Genomic DNA, 4895 nt, shown 5'->3' on the forward strand with positions numbered 1-4895 from the left:
TTCTTAGCAATTTTGCATCTAATTTGTTTGTTTTGCCAAGTTTCTAATATCCTCACTATGATAAGGAAACCGGAGGAATTTTTAAGTAGTTTTTTTCGTTTCTATTGGATGACGTTATAACTTTTTTCCACTTTCGTCTGTTCCCTTTCCGTGTAGTGGGATTGGTATAAGGTCATCATGATTGACTTTACCCTTAAAATTTACTAAAATCTAGTTAACTTGGCATTCATAGGTATAACATGTTAAGCACTAAAGAAAAAGGCACTTACTTTACTAAACTCAAAGCTGGTGGAAGGTTTGCCATTTACGCTTTTGGTATATATCTGGGGGCTACATTTACCATTGGCTGTTTAGGGTTGATAATAGGATCTTCTCTACTGACCTTTCCACTTGCTATGCTCATCTCTAACCCCGTAGTTTGGGTTTTAATGGGAATAGCTTTTGTAGTGGTACACAAAGTAGCCGTTGAGACTTTATATCGCTTAGTTAGGGAACTTAATGGAAAAAGAACGTCAAAGGTGGAAGGGGTTGAGCCACAAGAGTTGCAAGAGCAAGAGAATACTGTAGTAAATCAGAAAGAGCCAGATAAGGATAGTGGTATTGTACCGGGTAGTGAACCTGGCTCAAAAGACAGCAGTAGTAGAAACTCTGCGGATAGTGGCTTAGGTGGTAAAGAGTTTCATGAAAATTTGGATACTCTTGTGCATAAGACAAATAGAGAAAATTATACTTACTGGTTACAACAGCACGATATTGCCCATATTGCAAGAGCTGTATATAACTATTCAGAGAGTTCAGATGGCCATATATTCTTTTGTATTCCTGGTAATCTTGAATCCCTGAATGAAAGGTTGAAAGAATATAAAAATAAAGCAGAACGAGAGAATTCGAAAAGGATATTTACCTCAGTTATTAATTTGGGTAGTAATCATTGGGTAACGCTAGTTGTTGCATACAACTTGGATAATGAACAGTTTAGAGCTTATTATTGTGATTCTTTTAGCACTAATTTATCAAGTCCTGGTAGTAAACGTAGTAGCATAAAACTTGCAAATGAAGTTAAAGGATTGATTTCTCCTCTCACTGAGCAAGCTAGCGAGTTGAATGCACAAGGAAGAAAAGAAATGGATAAAGATGTCCAAAAAACAGCACAAACGTGTCGGGACAAGAAAAATGAACTAGTTAACGTCCCAATAAATACTGATAACATAGTGAGCGCACTGGAGGAAATTTTGAGAATGGGAAGTGGCAACATAAAAAGCTCTAAAACTAAACAGCAAAGCGATGGATGTAACTGTGGCATATTTGCATTAGAAAATGCTCATAAAATTACACAAATGCTCATCGAAGGCAAATCATTTGACGAAATTAACAAAGAGTTATCAAAATATAAATTTAATTTGAATGGGAAAAGAAGAGAATTTGCAGAAGCACTCATGAATGATGAAAAATGGAAGGAAGATTTAAAAAACGGGCTTTTATGTGATTTTTCGCCAGGAATTGCAACATCTTTATCACCCACTTCAAAGATGCAGAATATAGGTCAAGTTTGTAACACTATTGCAATATATAGCACTCTATGCCCCTCCAAATAGGAAATCTAACGATCGATTCTCCGGTAATCTTAGCACCAATGTCCGGAGTGACTGATTGTCCATTTAGAAGTATTGTGAAGAAGCTCGGTGCAAGTTTGTTAGCCTCAGAAATGATAGCAAGCAGAGCTATGATTTTGCAAACTCGCCAGAGTATGCAAAAAGCAAAAGTTGATGAGTTAACTGCTGTGCAGCTCGCTGGGTGCGAGCCAGATGTTATGGCAGAGGCTGCAAAATTAAACGAGGATATGGGGGCTAGAATCATAGATATAAATTTTGGTTGCCCAGTTAAAAAAGTTGTAAACGGTTATGCAGGATCAGCACTAATGCGCGATGAAAAAAAAGCCGCTGAAATAATTGAAGCTGTAGTCAAGTCAGTTAATGTGCCAGTTACGGTGAAAATGCGCACTGGATGGAACGACAAGAACCGCAACGCTCCACGTTTAGCGAAAATCGCAGAGGATCTTGGAGCAAAAATGATTACTGTGCATGGAAGAACAAGGGCACAGCTTTATAACGGTCTAGCAGATTGGAAATTTGTTAGAAATGTTAAAGAGCAAGTAAAAATTCCGGTTGTAGTAAATGGTGACATTAAAAATTTGAATGACATTCAAAATGCGCTCAAAGAATCCGAAGCAGATGGAGTAATGATAGGTCGTGGCGCTTATGGTAAACCCTGGTTGATTAATCAAGCAATGAACTTTCTAAATGGGGGTGAAATTTCTGAGCCAACAGCCTTAGAGAAATTAAGCATCATACTTGAACACTACGACAGTATCCTTGAGTATTACGGAAACGACACGGGAATAAAGATGGCTCGTAAACACATAGGCTGGTATAGTAGCGGAGCTAAAAACTCATCTGAATTTCGTGTGAGAGTAAATAACATGACAGACAGCACGGAAGTAAAAGAAAACATAGTTAGCTTTTTTAGTCAAGGATATTAGACTGTCTAATAATCTGAAAAAAGATATTTCTCTCTGGAGAGACACAAACTGACACTATAGCTAATCAATCAACAGGTTTACAAGAACTAAATTATCACTATTCTATAATTAACCAATAATCAACTTTTGCGTTTATGAATAAAAACTTGTCCACTAAAGTAATTGTTGTCGTTTTAGCTTGTTTATTAATCTTTATGGGAGTTGGCAACCTTCTATCAGATGACAGTAAAAAGGAGGAGGTAGCTAGAGTTGGAAAAGAAGTTATAACACTAGATGAGTATAAATCGCTATATCAAAATTACGGAAAGCAAATTTTTGGATCTAATGTTAGCGAAGAACAAGTGAAAAGACTGAAATACGATTTACTTAATGCACTCATAGAGCAAAAACTATTGTTTAACCTGATGGATGACCTGGGGTTGGTAATTGGAGAAGAGTCTATAAAGGACCACATTAAAAATACTAAATACTTCCAAGACGATAAAGGTGAATTTGACAAAGGAAAATTTCATGAGACGCTAAATGCTCTACATATGACAGAAGGAGAATATGTAGCAAGGCTAGAGAAAATTCTGCCTGTAATGATGTTTTTAACTTCACTGTTTAGAGATAATTATCCAGTAACTTTTGGCGAGAAAATTGATGAGCAGATATACAGAAATCGCCACCAAACCAGGGTAGTTGATATTGTTAAAATAACTAAAGATGCAGTTACAAATGTTCCCAAGCCAGATAATCAAACTTTACTTGACTTATATGAAAAAAATAAATCCCACTTTTATTATCCTGAATATCGAACTGCACAATATATTTCTTTAAACCAAAAATATTTTGAAGATCAAGTTCAGATCTCAGATGAAGAGGTTGATGATATAATAGAACAACAGAAACTTAAGGATCAAAGAGATATATTCAACCTAGTATTTCATTCTAAAGAAGAGGCTGAAGCAGCAAGAAAAGCATTTGAAGAGGGTAAAATGAGCTTTGAGCAAATAGCGGAAGAGTTTGGTAAAACAAAACTTGAGGAAACCAGAATGAATAATATAACCAAGGATTTTCTACCAGAGAGTATGAGAGAAAAGGTATTTGCTCTCAAAGCAGGTGAAGTGAGCGCAGTTTTAGCAAGCAGTTTCGGTTGGCACATAATAAAAGTGGAAAATGTGCATCAAATTTCTGGTGAAAACTTAGCTAATTTAAAAAAGGACGTGAGATCAGTTTTAACCAACCGAAAGTCTTTTGAAAAAGTCAACGATTTCATAAATCAAGCAAATTATAGGATATACAATGCTGCAACGATTGAGGAAATATCCAGTGAATACAATTTACCTATACAAACCATTGGTCCAGTGGATGCAAGTGGAAAGGATCAAAGTGGTAATAGTGTAGAAAGTTCTAATGATTTGATTTCTTTTATCTTTTCTCGAGAAAAAGACCAGAAAAGTTATTTTAAGAGCATTGAAGATGTTGTTGTCAGCGTAAAGATCACCGATATTATCCCGCCTAAGCTACAAAATTTTGAAGAAGGCAAGGCATCAGTAGAAGACCTTTGGCGTGATGGGTTTATAAAAGAGCAAATGTTTAAGATTGGGCAAGAAATTGCAGCTCAACTAAAAGAGAAAACAGATTTGGAGAAAACTCAAGGTGTAGAATTAATTAAAGATCAGCAGATACACCACAATGAAGCAGACCAACAAAATTATCCTTTTTCTTTTATAGAAGAGATTTTTAATATGAAGACAACTGACTTGGTAACAGACCCCTTTCAATATAATGACAAAGTTATAATAGGCGTTCTAAAAGAGATGTATTCATCAAGTGGCAAATTAAACACATTTGATACTGGAAAACGCGTGATGATATCGCTAAAAGAACAATTAATTAGCTATCTAGAATCAAAGTACAAGGTTGAAGTTAACAACGCTATACTTGATAATGTATAACCATAGGGCCTACCCTACCTCGAACGCATGATGTTATTCTAGTTTTAACTACTTGAATGACAAGTAAAGGGAGAATATAATAGAAGAAGTAATGCCATATCACTGCAAAATTTGGCACTAACTGATAATAGTTAGAATAGTTAATGTAAAGGGTTTTCTAAAGACCTTCAACAATCCACTTTGTAAAACTCACAGAACCCATTAAAATATTTTTTTACATTTCATTATATATTCCTCAACATATTATTTTTTAATACTAATAATTATGGCTTTATTGATAGTTGAGTCGCCTGCGAAGGCAAAAACGATAGGCAAGTATCTAAGTAAAGAGTTCAAGGTAGCCGCATCTTTTGGACATGTTAGAGATCTGCCAGTAAAAAACGGTTCTGTTGATCCAGATAATGGTTTTGCCATAA

Annotated in this window: 4 protein-coding genes; all 4 read left to right on the plus strand. The window is 35.5% G+C overall.

The window, feature by feature from the left end:
* Window positions 1–239 precede the first annotated feature (239 nt).
* Window positions 240–1595 carry a hypothetical protein gene (locus IHO13_RS03015; RefSeq protein WP_225538215.1) on the plus strand — a complete coding sequence of 452 codons (1356 nt, stop codon included), beginning with the start codon at window positions 240–242 and terminating at the stop codon, window positions 1593–1595.
* Window positions 1580–2539, plus strand: a complete 960-nt coding sequence (gene dusB / locus IHO13_RS03020) for a tRNA dihydrouridine synthase DusB (protein WP_225538216.1) — start codon at window positions 1580–1582, stop codon at window positions 2537–2539. The genes IHO13_RS03015 and dusB overlap by 16 nt, the downstream gene beginning before the upstream one ends.
* A gap of 134 nt (window positions 2540–2673) precedes the next feature.
* Window positions 2674–4479 (plus strand): SurA N-terminal domain-containing protein, encoded by a 1806-nt coding sequence (locus tag IHO13_RS03025; RefSeq protein ID WP_225538217.1) that lies wholly within the window; start codon window positions 2674–2676, stop codon window positions 4477–4479.
* 265 nt (window positions 4480–4744) lie between these two features.
* A partial coding sequence (locus tag IHO13_RS03030) for a toprim domain-containing protein (RefSeq protein ID WP_225538222.1) occupies window positions 4745–4895 on the plus strand: 151 nt, incomplete at its 3' end.

Origin of the sequence: Wolbachia endosymbiont of Mansonella perstans (assembly GCF_020278605.1) — a bacterium.
In the GTDB taxonomy this organism is placed as follows: domain Bacteria; phylum Pseudomonadota; class Alphaproteobacteria; order Rickettsiales; family Anaplasmataceae; genus Wolbachia.